16 protein-coding genes are annotated in these 17859 nt (G+C 66.9%); 4 read left to right on the forward strand and 12 right to left on the reverse strand.

Annotation, left to right across the window (positions count from 1 at the left end):
- Positions 1-66 precede the first annotated feature (66 nt).
- From Q8Q80_RS13185 to Q8Q80_RS13200, 4 genes are read left to right on the forward strand one after another with little or no spacing between them, the layout of a single operon-like run.
- On the forward strand, positions 67-1050 hold the full coding sequence (locus Q8Q80_RS13185) for an ABC transporter substrate-binding protein (protein ID WP_305633350.1): 984 nt from the start codon (positions 67-69) through the stop codon (positions 1048-1050).
- Complete coding sequence (locus Q8Q80_RS13190; RefSeq protein ID WP_305633351.1) at positions 1047-4079, forward strand: PAS domain S-box protein; 3033 nt, start codon at positions 1047-1049, stop codon at positions 4077-4079. Before Q8Q80_RS13185 ends, Q8Q80_RS13190 begins: the two co-directional genes overlap by 4 nt.
- Positions 4076-4519, forward strand: coding sequence for a response regulator (locus Q8Q80_RS13195; RefSeq protein WP_305633352.1), 444 nt, complete (start codon positions 4076-4078; stop codon positions 4517-4519). Before Q8Q80_RS13190 ends, Q8Q80_RS13195 begins: the two co-directional genes overlap by 4 nt.
- Positions 4519-7860: an EAL domain-containing protein gene (locus tag Q8Q80_RS13200; protein WP_305633353.1), complete on the forward strand. Its 3342-nt coding sequence runs from the start codon at positions 4519-4521 to the stop codon at positions 7858-7860. Before Q8Q80_RS13195 ends, Q8Q80_RS13200 begins: the two co-directional genes overlap by 1 nt.
- Before the next feature lie 793 nt (positions 7861-8653).
- Here the strand turns inward: Q8Q80_RS13200 and nth are convergent.
- From nth to Q8Q80_RS13260, 12 genes are all read right to left on the reverse strand, one after another.
- On the reverse strand, positions 8654-9313 hold the full coding sequence (gene nth, locus Q8Q80_RS13205) for an endonuclease III (RefSeq protein ID WP_305633354.1): 660 nt from the start codon (positions 9311-9313) through the stop codon (positions 8654-8656).
- Positions 9313-10005 carry an electron transport complex subunit RsxE gene (rsxE, locus tag Q8Q80_RS13210; RefSeq protein ID WP_305633355.1) on the reverse strand — a complete coding sequence of 231 codons (693 nt, stop codon included), beginning with the start codon at positions 10003-10005 and terminating at the stop codon, positions 9313-9315. Before rsxE ends, nth begins: the two co-directional genes overlap by 1 nt.
- Positions 10006-10212: 207 nt before the next feature.
- Complete coding sequence (rsxG, locus tag Q8Q80_RS13215) at positions 10213-10974, reverse strand: electron transport complex subunit RsxG (RefSeq protein WP_305633356.1); 762 nt, start codon at positions 10972-10974, stop codon at positions 10213-10215.
- Entirely contained in the window at positions 10971-11987 is a 1017-nt protein-coding gene (locus Q8Q80_RS13220; RefSeq protein ID WP_305633357.1) for an RnfABCDGE type electron transport complex subunit D, read from the reverse strand. Before Q8Q80_RS13220 ends, rsxG begins: the two co-directional genes overlap by 4 nt.
- 97 nt (positions 11988-12084) lie before the next feature.
- A complete protein-coding gene (gene rsxC / locus Q8Q80_RS13225; protein ID WP_305633358.1) occupies positions 12085-13758 on the reverse strand; it encodes an electron transport complex subunit RsxC in 1674 nt (557 codons plus the stop codon).
- A gap of 1 nt (position 13759) precedes the next feature.
- Positions 13760-14338, reverse strand: coding sequence for an electron transport complex subunit RsxB (gene rsxB / locus Q8Q80_RS13230; RefSeq protein ID WP_305633359.1), 579 nt, complete (start codon positions 14336-14338; stop codon positions 13760-13762).
- Complete coding sequence (gene rsxA, locus Q8Q80_RS13235; protein ID WP_069040029.1) at positions 14335-14913, reverse strand: electron transport complex subunit RsxA; 579 nt, start codon at positions 14911-14913, stop codon at positions 14335-14337. Before rsxA ends, rsxB begins: the two co-directional genes overlap by 4 nt.
- Positions 14914-15063: 150 nt before the next feature.
- The gene (locus Q8Q80_RS13240; protein WP_305633360.1) at positions 15064-15246 is read right to left on the reverse strand and encodes a hypothetical protein; all 183 of its coding nucleotides are present in this window, start codon (positions 15244-15246) and stop codon (positions 15064-15066) included.
- A gap of 14 nt (positions 15247-15260) precedes the next feature.
- On the reverse strand, positions 15261-15674 hold the full coding sequence (locus Q8Q80_RS13245) for a YidB family protein (RefSeq protein ID WP_305633361.1): 414 nt from the start codon (positions 15672-15674) through the stop codon (positions 15261-15263).
- A gap of 91 nt (positions 15675-15765) precedes the next feature.
- Positions 15766-16152, reverse strand: coding sequence for a DUF488 domain-containing protein (locus tag Q8Q80_RS13250; RefSeq protein ID WP_305633362.1), 387 nt, complete (start codon positions 16150-16152; stop codon positions 15766-15768).
- Positions 16153-16159: 7 nt separating this feature from the next.
- Positions 16160-16999 carry an enoyl-CoA hydratase/isomerase family protein gene (locus Q8Q80_RS13255; RefSeq protein ID WP_305633363.1) on the reverse strand — a complete coding sequence of 280 codons (840 nt, stop codon included), beginning with the start codon at positions 16997-16999 and terminating at the stop codon, positions 16160-16162.
- Between the two features lie 96 nt (positions 17000-17095).
- Positions 17096-17857: an ATP-binding protein gene (locus Q8Q80_RS13260; RefSeq protein WP_305633364.1), complete on the reverse strand. Its 762-nt coding sequence runs from the start codon at positions 17855-17857 to the stop codon at positions 17096-17098.
- Between the last annotated feature and the right edge of the window lie 2 nt (positions 17858-17859).

Genomic DNA, 17859 nt, shown 5'->3' on the forward strand with positions numbered 1-17859 from the left:
ACTTGTCCAACGTAAAATTTTGTAAGCAATCTTCCACTTCATCGCCAGCGAACAGCCCGATCCGAAATGCGCCATCGCGTAGTGTCTCGATCCATCATGTTGCTGGCTGTCTGCATGGCGCTCGCGGCATGCGGCAAACCGCCCGAGTTGCCGTTGCGGGTCGGCCTCAATCCATGGCTGGGCTACGATCCGCTCGTTCTGGCGCGTGAGCGCGGCCTGATCGATCCGGCAAACCTGCGCGTCGTCGAACTCGAATCGAGCAGCGAAAGTGCGCGGCAGCTGCGCAACGGGCTGCTTGAAGCGGCCGGCCTGACACTGGCTGAGGCGATCGAGCTGGCAAGTTCGGGCGTGGATATCAAGGTCGTGGCCATCCTCAGCCTGTCGAAAGGGGCCGACGCGGTGGTCGCGCAGCCCGGTTTTGCGGATGCTGCGGCACTGAAAGGCGCGCGCATCGGCATGGAAAACAGCGCGCTGGCCGATGTCATGCTGCAGCGCCTGCTCGAAGCAGGTGCGCTGCAGCGTGATGCGCTGTCGCTGTTACGGCTACCGGTGGTCGAGCACGAGGCGGCGCTGATGCGCGGTCGTGTCGACGCCGTCATCACCTTCGAGCCCGTCCTGTCCAGCCTCGTGTCGGCCGGCTATCGCGTGCTGCTCGACAGCGCCAGCACGCCCGGCGAGGTGGTCGACGTGCTGGTGGTCCGCAGCGAGTCGCTGAGCGCCCGGCCGGCCCAGGTGCGTGCCCTGCTGCGCGCCTTCGAGGACGGCCGGCTGGCGCTGCTGGCGCAGCCGGACGAGGCGGCGCGCACGCTGGCCGCCGGCACCGATCTGGACACCGTGTCCTACCTCCAGGCACTCGAAAATGTGCGCCTGCTGACGCTGGAAGACAGTACGGTGCTGTTACATGCAGTGCCTGACGCCAACATGCTGGCGCTCGGACAACTGGTGAGCGACCTGAAGGCCAGTCAGCGCATCATGGCCGAACCCGACTGGGCCAGGCTGTTCGACGGCAGTGTTGCAGCGGATGTTCTGGCCGCGGAGCGGATACCATGACCCTGCGTCCGGTGCTGCGACTGCCTGCCCGCACGCTGGTGCCGGCGCTGATCACCGTGGTGGCGCTGGTGATGGTCGGCTTCGACCACATGCTGCAGCGGGCCGACCACCGCCTGCGTGTGGAGCAGGAACAGAAGCAGCTGCTGGTCGAGCGGCTGGGCATCGAACAGTCGGCGTTCGATGACCTCATCCTGCAGAACCGGCCATTGCAGTTGCGGCGTGCGGTGGCCGAGCTGGCGTTGCGCCCCCATCTGACGCACGCTTATCTGACCGCGCCCGGCGGCCGCATCGTGGGCTCGCTGGCGCGTGCCGATCTGGGGCAGTCGCTGCCCGACGTCCTCGCCGCCGACACACGCGGCGGCGCGGCGCTGCTGGAGGCGCCGCGCGCGCCCGACAACTCGCTCAGTGTGCAGGTGGATGCCTCGCGCACCGCGCTGACCGGCCTGATGACCCTTGAAGGCGGCCACCAGTTGCTGGTGCGTTCGGACCTGACCCAGCCGTTCAGTCAGCGGCTTCATGCCAGTCGCGTCGAACTGTGGCGGCATGCCGTGCTGATCCTCTGCTGGTCCTTGCTGCTGTCGCTGTTCCTGCACCTGATCTGGTTCCGTCGCGCCGCTCAGCTGACCAACGCTGCACGGGCATTCGGACAGGGCCGGCTCGACACCCGCGTCGATCTCGGCGGACGCGACGAACTCGCAGAAATCGGCTCGGCATTCAACGACATGGCGGTTCGGCTGCAGGCGCAGCACGCTGCGTTGCTGGACAGCGAGCGGCAGTTCCGCGCCATGTTCGAGCAGGCGGGTGTGGGTGTGGCACGCATCGACAGCCGGCTCGGCCACTTCATGTCCGTCAACAAGAAATACAGTGAAATCATGGGCTACGACGACGCCGACATGCGCCGCCTGGATTTCATGCGCCTCACGCATCCGGAGGATCTGCCCGCCAACCTGGCACTGCTCGACTCGCTCAAGCGGGGCGATATCCGCGAGTACTCGATCGAAAAGCGGGTGTACCACAAGGATGGTCACGCCATCTGGGTCGCAGTGAGCGTGTCGCCGCTGTGGGCGCCCGGCGCCGTGCCGGACTACCACCTTGCGGTCATTCAGGACATCACGGCGCGGCGCGAGGCGGAGCAGGCACTCAAGCTCGAGCGCAACCGTCTGAGTGCAGCCGAGCACATCGCTGCGCTGGGCAGTTGGGAGTTTCACAGGGCCACCGGGAGTGGCTGGTGGTCGGAACAGATGTACGCGTTCTTTGGTCTCGATCCGGCCGACGGTGTTCCCGAGCCCGAGCCGTATCTGAAGCTGGTGCACCCGGAGGACCGCACCCGGGTGGCGGGCGTGATGGCCCTGTTTGTCCAGGGCGCGACGGAAGTGCCCGTTCATGTCTATCGCACCTCGCCGGATGCCGGACCGGTGCGTCACCTGAGGCCCAGTGTGCAGACAGTGACCGACGATGACGGAGGCGTGGTCAAGTACGTCGGAACGCTGCTCGACGTCACGTATCAGTTCGAAGCCGAACAAGCCTTGCGCGCGTCCGAGGAGCGGCTGCGCGCCACGCTCGAACAGGCGCCGAACGTGGCGGTGCAATGGTTCGACGCGCAAGGCCGTGTGCTGTACTGGAACGGCGGGTCCACCCGGTTGTACGGCTGGACCCCGGACGAGGCGATCGGGCGCAGTGTCGACAACCTGACGCACACGCGGGAAGAGGCCGACGCGTTCCGCGATTCGTTTGCGCAGATCGCGCGCAGCGGACAGTCCATCGGTCCGTCGGAGTATCTGGTCAGACATCGCGACGGCTCGCCGCGCTGGATCGAAGCGACGCTGTTCAGCATCCCCGGGCTCGACAAGGACCCGATCATGGTCTGCATGGATGTCGACATCACCGCGCGCCACAACGCCGAGCGCGCGGTCGAGCAGGAGCGTACCCATCTGCGGACGCTGTTTGCCACGCTGCCCGACCTGGTGTGGCTCAAATCTCCGGAAGGTGTCTACCTGTCGTGCAACAGGCAGTTCGAACGCCTGTGCGGCAGAGCTGAAGCCGAATTGCTGGGCCGGACCGATTACGAGCTGTTCAGCAAGGAAGAAGCCGATCTGTTCCGCAGCCATGACGAGCTTGCAATGCGTACCGGCCAGAACAGCGTCAACGAAGAATGGGTGACCATGCGGGAAACCGGTGAGCGGATGCGGCTGCAGACGATCAAGACGCCGATGCACGATGCCGACGGCAAGTTGGTCGGCGTGCTTGGCATCGCACGCGACATCACCGAATTCCGTGAAACGCAGGACAGCCTGCGCGAGCTCAATCGTGACCTCGAACAGCGCGTCGCCGACCGCACGCAGGCGCTGTCCGATGCGATGAAGGAGCTGGAATCGTTCTCGTACGCCGTGTCGCATGACCTGAAGGCGCCCTTGCGTGGCATCGACGGCTACAGCAAGATTCTGCTGGAGGATTACGGCGACCGCTTCGACGAACAGGGACAGCGCTTTCTCGCCAACATTCGCAATGGCACACGCCAGATGCATGCCCTGATCGAGGATCTGCTGGCTTATTCGCGCATGGAGCGGCGTTCGCTTGAAGCAAGCCGGGTCGACCTGGGCGAGGTCATGCGCAATGTGCTGCACCGTCGCAGCGAAGAAATCGCAGCGGCGTCGGTGCAGATTGTGGGCGAGGTACCGTCCATTACCGTACGAGCCGATCATCAGGGAGTCGAGATGGTGCTTCGCAACCTGCTGGACAATGCGCTGAAGTTCAGTCGCGATGCCACTCCGGCCGTCGTCACGCTGCACGGGGCCGTGCGGGATGGGCGCGCCCATCTGAGCGTGCGCGACAACGGCATCGGCTTCGACATGAAGTACCACGAACGGATATTCGAAATCTTCCAGCGCCTGCACCGCAACGAAGAATTTTCGGGCACCGGGGTGGGGCTTGCGCTGGTGCGCAAGGCCATGCAGCGCATGGATGGTCGTGTCTGGGCCGAAAGTGTGCCCGGCGAGGGAGCCACCTTCCACCTGGAGTTTCCGGCATGAACCTCGCCACCCGTCTGTCGTCCGGCGCCCCGCCCATCCTGCTGGTCGAAGACAACCCGGTCGATATCGATCTGACCTGCCGCGCCTTCGCCCGCGACCCGCTGGCCGGTCCGGTCAGCGTGGCGCGCGATGGCGAAACGGCGCTCGACTTCATGCACAGCTGGGACAAGGGCGAGCCGCCGCCTGCGCTGATCCTGCTCGACATCAACCTGCCGGGCGTCAATGGCTTCGAGGTACTGCGCCAGTTGAAGCGCCATCCGGTGCATCGCAGCATTCCGGTGGTCATGCTGAGTTCGTCGGCGGAACAGCGTGACCTGCTGGATGCCTATTCGCTCGGCGTCAATTCCTACATCGTCAAGCCGGTGGATTTCGATCGTTTCGTCGAGGCGACGGGCCAGATCGGACGTTACTGGTTCGAACTCAACCAGCCGCCGATCTGATGCGCATCCTCTACGCAGAAGATTCGGAATTTGACGCGGATCTGACGCAGCGTGCGCTGCGCGGCAGCGGGCTGGAGATCGAAATCGCTCCGACGCTCGAGAATGCGCGCCAGGCGCTCGCCGGTGGCGGTTTCGATCTGCTGCTGACCGACCTGAAGCTGCCCGATGGCAGCGGGCTCGAATTGCTGGCGCACGTCAGGGAACACGCCTTGCCGGTCGCGGTGGTGGTGCTGACCGGGTCGGGCGACGGCAGTTCGGCGATTGCCGCGCTGAAGGCGGGTGCCGACGACTACCTCATCAAGTCCGGGCCTTACCTCGAGCGGCTGCCACGTGTGCTCGACGCGGCCTTGCTGCGGCACCGTTCGATGTCGGCGCGGTGCGACCGTCCGATCCGCGTGCTGTGCGCCGAATCGAGCCTCGAAGACGTGGAACTGATGCGCGGTCATCTGCTCAGGCACGCGCCGCAGATACGGCTGGAAAGCACCGGTGGCACCGATGCGGTGATCAACCGGCTGCAAGCCGGCCCGGAAGCCGCAGCGACTTTCGACGTATTGCTGATCGACGCGCTACCCGATGAAACGACCGGGCTCGACCTCGTGAAGCTCATCCGCAGCGAGCGCCAGCTGTCCCTGCCCATCGTCATGCTGGCGGGTCAGGACAGCGAGCAGCTGGCATCCAGCGCCTTGCATCTGGGTGTCGACGACTATCTGGTCAAGCATCCCGGCTATCTGTTCGAACTGCCGGCCACGCTGGAGAAAGTCCATCGCAGGGCCGAGCTGGTGCTCGAAAGCGAACGTCTCAACGCCACCAACCAGCGCATGTCGCAACTGCTCGCGGCCAGTCCGACCATTGTTTACAGTCTGCGCCTGCAGGATGGCGAGTACCAGTCGTCGTGGGTCAGCGAAAACGTGACCCGCATGCTGGGTTATACGGTGGCCGAAGTACTGGCGCCGGGCTGGTGGCAGGCCGGCCTGCATGCGCAGGACCGCGATACCGCGCTGGCGCGATCCGAAGGCCTCTCGCGGGACGGGCATCTCAGCCTCGACTACCGCTTCAAGCGGCGTGACGGCAGCGAAATCTGGGTGCGCGACGAACTGCGCCGGGTCGGTCAGAGCGGTGATTCGGGCGCTGAATTCGTGGGCTCGTGGACCGATATCAGTGCCGACAAGCGCGCCGCACTGATCGGCGAGGCACGTGCCGAAGTGCTCGACCGCATCGTTGCGGCCGAACCGCTGTCCGTCATTCTCGAAGCGATCGCGCTGCGCATGCAGGCGATCGAACCGTCGACACGCGTATCGATCCAGCTGCTGCATGAAGTGAGCGGCCGGCTTGTGAATGGCGCCGCGCCTTCGCTGCCCGAGCGCTATCTGCAGGCGATCGAAGACGTGCTGCCGGGTCCCGACATGGGTTCGTGCGGTAGGTCGGCCTGGGCGGGCGAAACCGTGCTGGTCGAGAATGTGTTCGAGCACCCGAGCTGGGCGTCCCATGTCGAGCTGGCGCGCCTGGGCGGCTTCAGTGCCTGCTGGTCAGTACCCTACAAGGACAAGGACGGGCGCGTGCTCGGCACCTTTGCGCTCTATCACGACACCCCCTGCCTGCCGGACGCCGCGCAGCTTGAGCTGATCAACGACTTCAGCCGCATCACCGGCCTGGCCGTGCAGAAAGTGCGCGCGGCCGCCGCGCTCAGGCAGGCCGGAGCGGTGTTCGAAAGCACGCGTGACGGCATTTTCATCACCGATCTCAATGCGCAAATCGTCGCCGTGAATCGCGCGTTCACCCATATCAGCGGTTACAGCGAATTCGAAGCCATCGGCCAGACACCGCGCATGCTGCAGTCGGGGCGCCATGACGCGCAGTTCTACCATGTCATGTGGTCGGCCGTGCTGAGCAGGGGCACCTGGCAGGGCGAGGTGTGGAACCGGCGCAAGAATGGCGAGCTTTACCAGCAACTGCTCACCATCAGCACGGTGCGCAATGAAGCCGGCGCGCCCAGCCACTACGTTGCGGTCATGACCGACATCAGCCAGCTCAAGCGCTCCGAAGCGAAGCTCGATTACCTCGCCCACCACGATCCGCTGACCGATCTGCCGAACCGCCTGTTGATGCAGTCGCGCATCCAGCACGCCATCGAGCGCGCCGCTCGCAACCGCTGCCATCTCGCGCTGCTGTTCATCGATCTGGACCGCTTCAAGAACGTGAACGACAGTCTGGGGCATCCGGCCGGCGACGAACTGCTGGCCGCGATCGCGAAGCGGCTGCGCAGCCGGTTGCGCGAGGTCGATACGCTGGCCCGGCTCGGCGGCGACGAATTCGTGCTGCTGATCGAGGAAATGACGGTGCCGGAAGACGCCGCCATCGTCGCGCAGATGCTGATCGATCTCCTGACGGCGCCGTTCAGCCTGTCGCAGGGGAGCGAAATCTACATCGGCGCGAGCATCGGCATTTCGGTGTTTCCGGACGACGGCAGCAACGTGACCGAACTGATCCAGCATTCCGATGTGGCGATGTACCAGGCCAAGGAAGCCGGGCGCGGCGCGTTCCGCTTCTACACCGAAGCGATGAGTCGCGCCGCGCAGGACCGGCTGCATCTGGACACACGGCTGCGCCGTGCGCTGGAGCGCGGCGAATTCACACTGCATTTCCAGCCACAGGTCGACATGACCAGCGGCCGGCTGACCGGCGCCGAAGCGCTGGTGCGCTGGATCGATCCGGAAGAGGGCGTCATTTCACCGGCGCGTTTCATTCCGGTGGCGGAAGAAACCGGTCTGATCGTGCCGATCGGCGAGTGGGTATTGCGCACGGCCTGCGCCCAGGTGCGCGCGTGGCGCGACGCCGGCCACGTCCTGACGGTGGCGGTCAACCTGTCGGCGCGCCAGCTGCAGCAGGCCGATCTCGCCCAGCGCGTGGCCGCGTTGATGGCGGAGTTCGGCATCGGCCCGGACTGGCTCGAATTCGAACTGACCGAATCGATGCTGGCCGGCGAACAGGCCTCGACCGAAATGCGGCTGCGCGAACTCAAGGCGCTCGGCATAGCACTGTCGATCGATGATTTCGGCACCGGCTACTCGTCGCTGGCCTATCTGAAGCGTTTTCCGATCGACGTGCTGAAGATCGACCAGAGCTTCGTGCGCGACATCCCGCACGACCGCAATGACATGGAAATCGCCGCCACCATCATCGCCATGGCGCACACGCTGAAAATGCGCGTGGTGGCCGAAGGCGTCGAAACCCCCGACCAGCTCGCATTCCTGAAAGAGCGCGACTGCGATGCCTGGCAAGGTTATCTGTTCAGCAAGCCGCTGCCCGGCGAAGAATTCGCCATGCGCTTCCTGCAGGGCTGATCAGCGCTGTGGTGAAGGCACACCGGCTTTGCCGACGGCGCGTGACGCCCTCAGCCACCCCGACTCCGCATACGCGGAGTCATGCGATCACCGCCTGGATCGCGGACGGGGTCCGCTCTACGAAAAACGTCGCGGAGGGTCGATGATGCGCCGGTTTTCGTAGGAGCCTGCCCCGCAGGCGATCCGGTCTCAAAGCACGCGGCATCACGTGATCGACATGCCTATCGCGGACAGGGTCCGCTCCTACGAAGGGCAACACCGTCGCGGTTTTCGCGGGAGCCGTCCCACGGTCGGCCCTGCATGGCCGGCCGGCTCTGCGGGCGGCGAGCGGTGCTCGCCGAAACCCCCGCGCCGCCACCGCAGGCGATTCCGGTCTCCGAACAAGCGCCGGCGCGTGATCAACCGCCCCATCGCGGACAGGGTCCGCCCCGAAGAACAGTGCTGCTGGTCGCGGAGTCGACGGTTTTCGTAGGAGCCTGCCCTGCAGGCGATTCCGGTCGCTGAACACACGCTGCCGCTTGACCAACGCGCCTATCGCGGACAGGGTCCGCTCCTACGAAGGGCAACACCGTCGCGGTTTTCGCGGGAGCCGTCCCACGGTCGGCCCTGCATGGCCGACCGGCTCCCCGGGCGGCGCGGCGTGCTCGCCGAAACTCCCGCTCCGCCCCCGCAGGCGATTCCGGTCGCTGAACACACGATGCCGCTTGACCAACGCGCCTATCGCGGACAGGGTCCGCTCCTACGAAAGGCGGCACCGTCGCGGTTTCTCTGGGGGGCCGCTACGCTCGCGCGCTCACCCCGCGATGTTCTTGTCCCGGAAGCGGCACAGGTCGGTGATGTTGCACTGGCCGCACAGCGGCTTGCGTGCGGTGCAGGTGTAGCGGCCGTGCAGGATGAGCCAGTGGTGGGCGTGGTCCATGAATTCCTTCGGGACCACCTTGAGCAGCGCCTGTTCGACCGCGACGACGTCCTTGCCGGGCGCCAGGCCGATGCGGTTCGAAATGCGGAAGATGTGCGTATCGACCGCCATGGTCGGTTCGCCGAACACGATGTTCAGCACCACGTTGGCCGTCTTGCGGCCGACCCCGGGCAGCGCTTCGAGCGCGGCGCGGTCGTTCGGCACTTCGCCGCCATGCTTCTCCAGAAGCTGGTGCGACAGTGACACGACGTTCTTGGCCTTGGCGCGGAACAGGCCGATGGTCTTGATGATGTCCTCGACCCCGGCTACGCCCAGGCTGACCATGGCTTCCGGCGTCGGCGCCACGGGAAACAGCCGGCGCGTGGCGACATTCACGCCCTTGTCGGTCGCCTGCGCCGACAGCACCACGGCGACCAGCAGCTGGAATGGCGAGCCGTATTCGAGGTCGCTTTCCGGGTGCGGGTTGGCGGCGCGCCAGCGCTCGAACATCGTCTGGATGTCGGCGCGCGCGAGCTTGCTGACCCGTCCCCCCATCAGGCCGACGCCGTATCCACCGGTGCGTGCGGTGCCGCCGGACGAGCCGCTGCGGCGCGCGCCACCCAGGCGTTGCGCGCGGCGATCAGCAGCCCGAGCAGGATGAAGGCGCCGGGCGGCAGGATCGCGATCAGCAGGCCGGGGTAGTCGTCACCCAGCACCTTGAGCGCCTGCGCGCCCGGAATGATCATGTCGATGCCCGAAAAAAGCGTACCCGCGCCAATCAGTTCGCGTGCGCCGCCCAGCAGCGCCAGCACCCACAGCAGGCCGACGCCCATCGCAGCGCCATCCCACGCGGCGGCCAGCGGCGAATTCTTTGCCGCGAAGGCTTCCACCCGCGCCAGCACGATGCAGTTGGTGACGATCAGCGGAATGAAGATGCCCAGCACCAGATACAGCTCGTGCAGCCACGCGTTGAAGGCCAGGTCAAGGCAGGTGACCAGCGCCGCGATGATCAGGATGAATACGGGGATGCGGATTTCGTACGGAATCAGCGTGCGCAGCGCCGCCACGGCGCCGCTGGCCAGCGCCATCACCAGCACGGTCGCCAGCGCGAGGCTGACCGCATTGACCAGCGTGTTGCTGACGGCCAGCAGCGGACACAGGCCGAGCAGCTGCACCAGCGCGGTGTTGTTTTCCCACAGGCCCTTGCGACCGATGTCGCCGTAGGCCGTGCGTTCTTCAAGATTCATCGTGAGCCCGTCCTGTTATTCACCGCGGATTGTCGCGGAAAGAGCGAATGAAGGTTGATCTGCAATCGGGCAAGCCGTGGCCCTCACCCCCGGCCCCTCTCCCGCTGAGGCGGGAGAGGGGAGTGGCGGCCTGATCCCTCTCCCGCATCAGCGGGAGAGGGTGGCGCGCAGCGCCGGGTGAGGGCAAAGCGGGCGGCGATGCACGCATCACTTGAACACCTCACCCGCCGATGCGCCGGTCGGCAGGCCGAAAAGCGCCTCGCGCGCCGGGGCGATCGCCGCCACGGCGCGCCCGGCAGCACGGACCACGGCGCGTGGTGAAATCGTGGCACCCGTCATGTAGGCGAAGTCGCCGCCGTCCTTGCGCACCGTCCAGTTGTCCGCCTGCGCGGTGTCACGGCCGGCGAACTGGGCGATCCACTTCGGCGCGGCGCGGTCCTTGGCCGGGTCGATGTAGTCGCCCAGACCGGGGGTTTCCTTGTGCGCGACCACGCGCACGCCGCCCAGCGTGCCGTCGGCGCGCAGCGCGATCAGCAGGCGGATCGTGCCGCTGTAGCCGTCGGGCGCCTGCGCCTCGAACACCAGCGCCACCGGATCGGCGCCGCGTCGCGCGCGGTGCAGCGTGACCGGTCCGGCGATGCCCAGCGCCGGCAGCGTCGGCAGCTGCACGATGTCGGTCAGCAGCGCATTGTCGTAGTCGCCCTGCGGCAGCACCTGGGCGATCAGCTCCAGCCGGCGCGCTTCGACCGATGCGCGGATCGGCTCGCGCGTGGCCTCGAAGGTGAGCGCCATCAGCGCGGTGAAGATGAGTGTGAAGGTGCCGAGCAGCAGGGCCGATCGAGCGGCGGTGCCCGCCGCGCTGGCCGGCGGTGTCAGTTCGTGCGGCGCCAGCCCGTTCGGTACCGCCTCGGCGGGTGCCTGGTCGGCCGCCGGTGGCGTCGCCGGGGTATCGCGCTCCGCGTCGCTCATCGTGCGCCTCCGTCCGGCGGTTCGACCTTGTGGCCGAACACCGGCGGCTGGGTCTTGATGTCGATCAGCGGTACGCAGATGTTCAGCAGCAGCACCGCGAACGCGATGCCGTCCGGGTAGGCGCCGAAGGCGCGGATCAGCCACGCGATGAGCGCGATGCCCGCCGCGAAGATCAGTTTTCCGCGCGGCGTCGTGGCGCCCGACACCGGATCGGTGGCAATGAAGAAGGCACCCAGCATGGTGCCGCCGGCCAGCAGGTGGAAGGCCGGGCTGGCGTAGTGCGATGGGTCGATCAGCCAGGCCACGCCGGACACCAGCGCCATGGCGCCGAGGAAGGCGGCCGGAATGTGCCAGGTGATGATGCGCAGCGCGAGCAGCAGCAGGCCGCCCGCGCCCCAGGCCAGCGCGACCCATTCCCAGCCGGCGCCGGCCACGTGACCGAAAGCCGGTGACTGCATCACGGCGGAGACATCGGCGTTGCCGAGCAGCCCGGTGCGCAGTGCGTCCAGCGGCGTGGCGCCGGTCACCGCGTCGAGCGCGCGCTCGCCGCCGAGCACCCAGTTGAGCTGTGTGGCGGCGTCGCTGCCCTGCAGTCCGGGCCACTGCGACATCAGCGCCGGAAAGCTGATGATCAGCACGCAATAGGCCAGCATGGCCGGGTTGAACGGGTTCTGGCCGAGGCCGCCATACAGGTGCTTGCCGATGATGATCGCGAACGACGTGCCGATGACGATCATCCACCAGGGCAGCAGCGGCGGCAGGCAGACGGCGATCAGCCAGGCGGTGACCAGCGCGCTGCCGTCGCCGAGTGCGCGTGCCACCGGGCGGCGGCGCAGTGACAGCATGGCCGCCTCGCAGGCCAGCGCGGTGGCGCTGGCGATCGCGATCTGCAGCAGCAGACCGATGCCGAACAGCCACACCTGCATCGCGATGGCCGGCAGCATGGCGACGAGCACGGTCACCATGACGCGGCGTACGCTGGTGTTCTGGCGGAGATAGGGCGAGTTGTACATCGGAGTCCGTGGTGGTCGGCGGGGCAGCCGGGTCGCTAATGCCCGGGGCAGTAGCGGGTCAGTTCAGGGTTGTATGGGTTTGAGCTCAATTCCGGGCTCACTTGACGGGCGCGTCGCTCCCGCTCAGTTCCGATGCGCGCTTGCGGCGTTCCTCTGCCGCGTCGATCTGCGCCTGCTGGGCCGGCGTCAGCGCATCGGTGTTCTTCGCCGCGACCGCCTCCTTCTGCGCCCTGGCGCGCGCCATGGCCGCTTCGATCAGCGCTTTCTTCGGGTCTTCGCCCGCGCTCGGCGCAACGTCGGCCGCCGGCGCTGCGCCGTCGGCCGGCTTGACTGCCGGCTTGGCGGCATTGCGGGCCGCCAGCTTGGCCGCCTTTTCTTCCTTTTCGCGGTCGGCGCGCCAGTTGCGGAATTCGAAGCGCTCGCGCGCCGAATCGGCGGCGTCCTTGTCGCGCTCGCGTGCCCAGATTTCGCTCTTGGCGTAGCGGTAGTAATCGACCAGCGGGATATGCGACGGGCACACGTAGGCACAGCAGCCGCATTCGATGCAGTCGAACAGTTTGTATTCCTGTGCGCGGCCGAAATTGCGCGCGCGCGAATGCCAGTACAGCTCGAACGGTTGCAGGTCGGCCGGACAGGCGCGCGCGCACTCGCCGCAGCGTATGCAGGGCAGTTCAGGTTCCGGCGGCGCGAACAGCGTCGGCGACGAGGCGAGCAGGCAATTGGTGGCCTTGACCACCGGCGCGTCGATGTTCGGCAGCGGGATGCCCATCATCGGGCCGCCCATGATGAGCTTGTCGGTGTCGGGCTTGAGGCCGGCTGCGGCGAACAGGTGCGAAATCGGCGTGCCGATGGCGACGTCGAAATTGCGTGGGCGCTCGACGTTTCCGGTCACCGTGACGATGCGCCGGGTCAGTGGCTCGCCGTGCTCCAGCGCGCGCCACACGGCCAGCGCGGTGGCGACGTTGAAGCACTGCACGCCGAAGTCGGTCGAGCGGCTGCCGTGCGGTACCTCGATACCGGTCAGCACGCGGATCAGCTGCTTGGCGCCGCCAGCCGGGTAGCGCGTCGGCACCACGACGACTTCGAGCGAGGCGTGGCCCAGCGCCCGTGCGGCGGATTTCAGTGCAGCGGCGGCTTCGGGCTTGTTGTCCTCCAGCGCCACCAGCACCTGCTTAGCCGCCAGCATGCGCTGCATGATCAGCGCGCCGCGCAGGATGTTGCCCGGCTCGGCGCGCATCAGCATGTCGTCGCAGGTGATGAAGGGCTCGCACTCGGCGCCGTTGATCACCAGCGTGTCGGTGTGACCCGACTTGCCGGGGTTGAGCTTCAGGTGGCTCGGAAACACCGCGCCGCCCAGCCCCACCACGCCGGCATCGCGCAGGAAGTCGCGTATTTCGCCCGGCGCGGCGGCATGCCAGTCGAAAAGCTCGCGCTCGATCGCAGTGTCCAGCCCGTCCGGTTCGATCACGACGGCCGGCGACGACAGGCCCGACGCATGCGGCATCGGCCGCGGCTCGATGGCGACCACGCGGCCGGACGTGGGCGCATGCACCGCGCTCGACACATTGCCGTCGGGCGCGCCAATGCGCTGGCCGCCCAGTACCGTGCTACCCACGGTCACCAGCGGTCGCGGCGTGCCGCCGATGTGCTGGTGCAGCGGAATGACCAGCTGTGGCGGCAGCGCCAGCCGGGCGATCGGTTCGCGCGTCGACGCCGACTTGTTCGGATCGGGCTTGACGCCGCCGTTGAACGAAAAGAGCTTGTTCAGCATGTCAGGCCGCTTCCTTCGCCGGCAGCGTTGCCGGCTGCACCTTCAGTTCGAACACCGGGTAGCGCCATTTCCAGCTCTCGACCGTTTCGGTCACCGGCACCATGTCGATGCAGTCGGCCGGGCAGGGCGGCACGCACAGTTCGCAGCCGGTGCACAGGTCGCCGACGATGGTGTGCATCTGCTTGGCGGCGCCGACGATGGCGTCCACCGGGCAGGCCTGTATGCACAGGGTGCAACCGATGCAGGTCGCCTCGTCGATGAGCGCAACCGACTTCGGTTTTTCGACGCCGTGTTCGGCATTGAGCGGCTTGTATTCGCGCCCCAGCAGGTCAGCCAGCTTGCGCACGCCTTCGTCGCCGCCCGGCGGGCACTGGTTGATGTCGGCGTCGCCGCCGGCGATCGCCGTGGCGTAGGGCTTGCAGCCGGGGTAGCCGCACTGGCCGCACTGCGTCTGCGGCAGGATGGCGTCGATCTTGTCGACCAGCGGGTCGCCCTGCGTCTTGAACAGCACCGATGCGGCGCCCAGCGTGGCACCGAGCACCAGCGCCAGACCGGCCATGACGAGCAGCGCCGTGATCACGAATCCAGCCCTGCAAAACCCATGAAGGCGAGGCTCATCAGGCCGGCCGTGATCATGGCGATGGCGTTGCCGCGGAAGGGCGCGGGAATGTCGGCACCGTCGAGCCGCTCGCGGATGCTGGCGAACAGCACCAGCGCCAGCACGAAACCGGCGGCCGACGCGAAGCCGAACAGCAGCGATTCGAGCAGGTCGTGCGCCATCGATGCATTCAGCAGCGGCACGCCGAGCACGGCGCAGTTGGTCGTGATCAGCGGCAGGTAGATGCCCAGCACCTGATGCAGCAGCGGGCTGGTTTTCTGGATCACCAGTTCGGTCAGCTGCACGATGGCGGCGATCACCACGATGAAGCTCAGCGTCGACAGATAGCCGAGGTCGAAGGGCTTCAGCAGGAAGGTGTCGATCAGATAGCTGGTGCCGCACGCCAGCGTCAGCACGAACATCGTTGCCAGACCCATGCCCACCGCGGTTTCAAGCTTCTTCGACACGCCCATGAAGGGGCACAGGCCGAGGATGCGCACGAACACCACGTTGTTCACCAGCGCGGCACCCAGCAGCAGATAGAGATAACTCGTCATGACAGGGCGAAGGTTCGCCAGGGTTTACTGCACGTCGCGGCACACGGTGCGCCGCGAAACCGCTGAATTATCCGTTAGTGCAGCGCAGCACTCAAGCTGCCGGCCCCCTGCGTGGCCGGTTATGGCGGCAAAACCCGGTCCCGACCCGCTTCAGAGAAAGGTCATCAGCCCGACACTCAGCACGCCGTAGATCGCGATCACGGTCAGGAAGTAGTTTTCGTCTTCCGCCCGCGTGACCTTGCGACCCATCACGAAAGAGCGCGCATACACCTCGCCCTTCACGAAGGCATACACGGTGTAGATCGCGAGTGCGACGCCGATCAGCTTGAACATGCGCGCCGCCCGCCCTACTTGAGCAGGCCGCTCAGCATGCCGAGGGCGTTCTGCATCGTGTCGCCTTCCGGCACCTGACCGTTCGGCGTCAGCGTGTCGATCACCTGCGGCAGCAGCGCGCTCAGCCGGCCCGACACTTCCTGCGACGACAGCCCGAGTTGCTGCGCGATCTGGCCGATCTGACCGCTGCCGAGCACCGACTGAAGCTGTTCGGGCGTGATCGGCAGGTTCTGTCCGGTGCCGACCCAGGACGACACCAGATCGCCCAGACCCTTGTCCTGGAAGGCGGCGATCAGCCCCTGCAGGCCGCCGGTCTGCGGGTTGTTGATCAGGCTCATCAAGATTTGCAGCAGCCCCGAACCCTGCGCGCCACTCTGGCCGGACAGCGCGCCGGCCACCTGACCTGCGATCGAATCGAACAGACCCATGGTGTATCTCCAGAAACAATGTTGAGGATGCGGGTCGCAGTGTAACGCCCTGCGTCCGGACCGCCGACCCGGGGCGACCGCTCCGGCCGCCTCACCCCATCAGGGCACCGGCATCGGCCAGCAGCGTGCGCAGCAGCGAGCGGTGGCAGTGCGCCTCATCAGCGCAGTAACAACCGACCGAAAAGTCGGTCCGGTGCGACAGCGCCGCCAGCAGTGCGACTGTGTGCCGCGCTTGCGGCGCCGCCATTTCGGCGAGATATCGTTTCGAAAACGCAGGCCACTGCGCAGGCGATGGATCGGCCTTCCACTGCTTCAGCGTGTCGGCGGAAGGTGCCAGCGCCGGAAACCACAGGTCGTACCAGTCGCGCGCAGCGAGTTCGGCCTTCGGCACGCCGCGTGGCGGCCGCCGCACGGTGCCCAGTCGCAGTCCTTCGCCGGGCAGGCGCGGGCTGCCGAGTTTCACGATGAATACTGTCACGCAGCGGTCATCCGGCCTGTCCGAACTGCGGCCTGCGCCGTGCAACGAAGGCCTGGACGGCTTCGGCGAAGTCGTCACCGGCGGCGCTGCGGCCGAAAGCCGCGGCCTCGGCTGACAGCTGATCGGCCAGTGGCTGACCGGCAGCGCCGTTGCCGGCGTCGTTCAGCAGGCGCTTGATTTCGGCATACGCATGGCGCGGGCCGCGGGCCAGGCGGGTCACTTCGGCGCCCAGTGCCGCTTCGAAGTCAGTCACCGGCACGACACGCTCGACCAGACCAAGCGCTTTCGCCTCGTGCGCATCGAAGCGGCGCGCGCTCCACATCAGTTCGCGCGCCCGGCGCTCGCCCAGCGCGCGGCTCAGGAAGGCCGACTGGCCGCCGGCACCCGGCTGGGCCAGCGCGATGCCGGCAGTGCTGAACAGCGCGTCGTCGGCCGCAAGGGCGAAGTCGGACGCCAGCATCAGCGACAGGCCATAGCCCACGCAGTCGCCGCGCACCGCCGCGATGACCGGCTGGTGCGCCGCGCGCAGCGCAAGGATGACCGGATTGACCTGTTCGGCGATCAGCGCCACGAACGACGCCTGACGCGCTGCCGGATCGAGCGCGAGGCTCTGCGCAAATTCATGCACGTCGCCCCCTGCACTGAAACTGGCGCCGTCGCCGCGCAGCACAAGAATTTCGCAGGCCGGATCGGCCAGCACCGCGCCAACCGCCAGCCGCAACGCGCGCATCATCGCCGTGCTGTAGGCATTGCGTCGTGCCGGACGCGACATGGTCAGCGTGGCAACACCGCCGTCGAAGCGCATCAGGATGCGGCCGTCGCCGTCGGTATCTGTCTGTTCGGTCATGATTCGGCTCCAGGCACGGGTGTATGGCGACCGCTTGAGCCCCGCCGCAGACGCAGGCAGTTCGTATCTGCGGCCCTGCAACGCTGTGCAGGCGGCTCAGTGGGCTGGCGCGGTCGGGTCTCTGGTTGCGACGGAGGGTTGTTCAAGCGTGAATTCGAATACTGCGCCGACGCCTACGCTTGCGCGCGCCCGGATGTCACCGCCATGGTGACGAACGATGCGCTGCACGACGCTCAACCCGACGCCGGAACCGGCGAATTCGCTCGCCAGATGCAGCCGGCGGAAAGGTTCGAACAGGTGCCTGGCATAGGCCATGTCGAATCCGGCGCCGTTGTCGGTCACCCGGTACCACTGCCGGCCGTCCTCGACGAAGGCGTCGATGGCCACGCGCGGATGCTCCACCTTCGCCGAGTATTTGCAGGCGTTGCCCAGCAGGTTCTGCCACACCTGGGCCAGCATCGCTTCATCGCCGGTGGCGCAGGGCAGATCGCCGATGCGCAGCGTGGTGCGGCCGGTTTCGCCCATGTCTGTCAGCAGCGCCCAGGCACGGGCAGCACCGGCCGCCATGTCCATGCGCACCGGTTCGAGCGGCTGCTGGGCAGCGCTGGCGAGCCGGGTCAGTGCCTCGATGATGTCGTCCATGCGGCGCGCCACGTTGTCGATGCGTTCGGCATGCCGCAGCACCTTGTCGAGATTGCCCGCCTGCAGATCGTCGCGCAGCATGCTGGAAAAGCCGCGGATGATGCGCAGCGGCCCGCGCAGGTCGTGCGAGATCGATGCGGTCAGCGTCTGCAGCTCGCTCTGGGTACCAGCCAGCGCAGCCCGCGCCTGAGCCAGCGCTTCGGCCTGCCGGTGCATCG

Source organism: Methyloversatilis sp. (assembly GCF_030698125.1).
Lineage (GTDB): Bacteria > Pseudomonadota > Gammaproteobacteria > Burkholderiales > Rhodocyclaceae > Methyloversatilis.

Excerpts from the sequence above, each read along its gene's own strand:
- Q8Q80_RS13200 (WP_305633353.1), top strand. The coding sequence starts at position 4,519 with ATGCGCATCCTCTACGCAGAAGATTCGGAATTTGACGCGGATCTGACG.
- Q8Q80_RS13190 (WP_305633351.1), top strand. The coding sequence starts at position 1,047 with ATGACCCTGCGTCCGGTGCTGCGACTGCCTGCCCGCACGCTGGTGCCG.
- rsxC (WP_305633358.1), bottom strand. The coding sequence starts at position 13,758 with ATGCTGAACAAGCTCTTTTCGTTCAACGGCGGCGTCAAGCCCGATCCG.
- Q8Q80_RS13195 (WP_305633352.1), top strand. The coding sequence starts at position 4,076 with ATGAACCTCGCCACCCGTCTGTCGTCCGGCGCCCCGCCCATCCTGCTG.
- rsxG (WP_305633356.1), bottom strand. The coding sequence starts at position 10,974 with ATGAGCGACGCGGAGCGCGATACCCCGGCGACGCCACCGGCGGCCGAC.
- Q8Q80_RS13245 (WP_305633361.1), bottom strand. The coding sequence starts at position 15,674 with ATGGGTCTGTTCGATTCGATCGCAGGTCAGGTGGCCGGCGCGCTGTCC.
- Q8Q80_RS13185 (WP_305633350.1), top strand. The coding sequence starts at position 67 with ATGCGCCATCGCGTAGTGTCTCGATCCATCATGTTGCTGGCTGTCTGC.
- rsxE (WP_305633355.1), bottom strand. The coding sequence starts at position 10,005 with ATGAATCTTGAAGAACGCACGGCCTACGGCGACATCGGTCGCAAGGGC.
- rsxA (WP_069040029.1), bottom strand. The coding sequence starts at position 14,913 with ATGACGAGTTATCTCTATCTGCTGCTGGGTGCCGCGCTGGTGAACAAC.
- Q8Q80_RS13255 (WP_305633363.1), bottom strand. The coding sequence starts at position 16,999 with ATGACCGAACAGACAGATACCGACGGCGACGGCCGCATCCTGATGCGC.
- Q8Q80_RS13220 (WP_305633357.1), bottom strand. The coding sequence starts at position 11,987 with ATGTACAACTCGCCCTATCTCCGCCAGAACACCAGCGTACGCCGCGTC.
- nth (WP_305633354.1), bottom strand. The coding sequence starts at position 9,313 with ATGGGGGGACGGGTCAGCAAGCTCGCGCGCGCCGACATCCAGACGATG.
- Q8Q80_RS13260 (WP_305633364.1), bottom strand. The coding sequence starts at position 17,857 with ATGCACCGGCAGGCCGAAGCGCTGGCTCAGGCGCGGGCTGCGCTGGCT.
- Q8Q80_RS13240 (WP_305633360.1), bottom strand. The coding sequence starts at position 15,246 with ATGTTCAAGCTGATCGGCGTCGCACTCGCGATCTACACCGTGTATGCC.